This window comes from Arenimonas malthae CC-JY-1, assembly GCF_000747075.1.
GTDB lineage: Bacteria > Pseudomonadota > Gammaproteobacteria > Xanthomonadales > Xanthomonadaceae > Arenimonas > Arenimonas malthae.
Window position 1 is genome coordinate 1 of sequence record NZ_AVCH01000144.1, and the last position, 332, is coordinate 332.

Annotated in this window: 1 protein-coding gene; it reads left to right on the forward strand. The window is 78.6% G+C overall.

The annotated features are described in order from the left end of the window. On the forward strand, positions 1-332 hold a 332-nt coding region (locus N790_RS06235; RefSeq protein WP_043802204.1), incomplete at both ends, for a Y-family DNA polymerase.

Genomic DNA, 332 nt, shown 5'->3' on the forward strand with positions numbered 1-332 from the left:
CGACGCGGCGCGCGCCGCCGGCGTCCGCCCCGGCCAGCCGCTGGCGGCGGCGATGGCGCTGTGCCCGAAGCTCGCCGCCCTGCCCTGGGACGACGCCGAGGCCACGCGCCTGCTCGATCTCGCCTGCGCCTGGGCCTACCGCTATTCCGGCCAGGTCTGCCGCGACGAAGCCGACACCGTGTGGCTGGAAGTCGGCGGCAGCCTGGGCCTGTTCGGCCCCTGGCCGCGCTTCGAGCGCCTGCTGCGCGACGACCTGCGCGCGCTGGGCCTGGCGCACGCGCTGGCGGTGGCGCCGACGCCGCTGGGCGCGCTGTGCCTGGCCAGGCACCAGG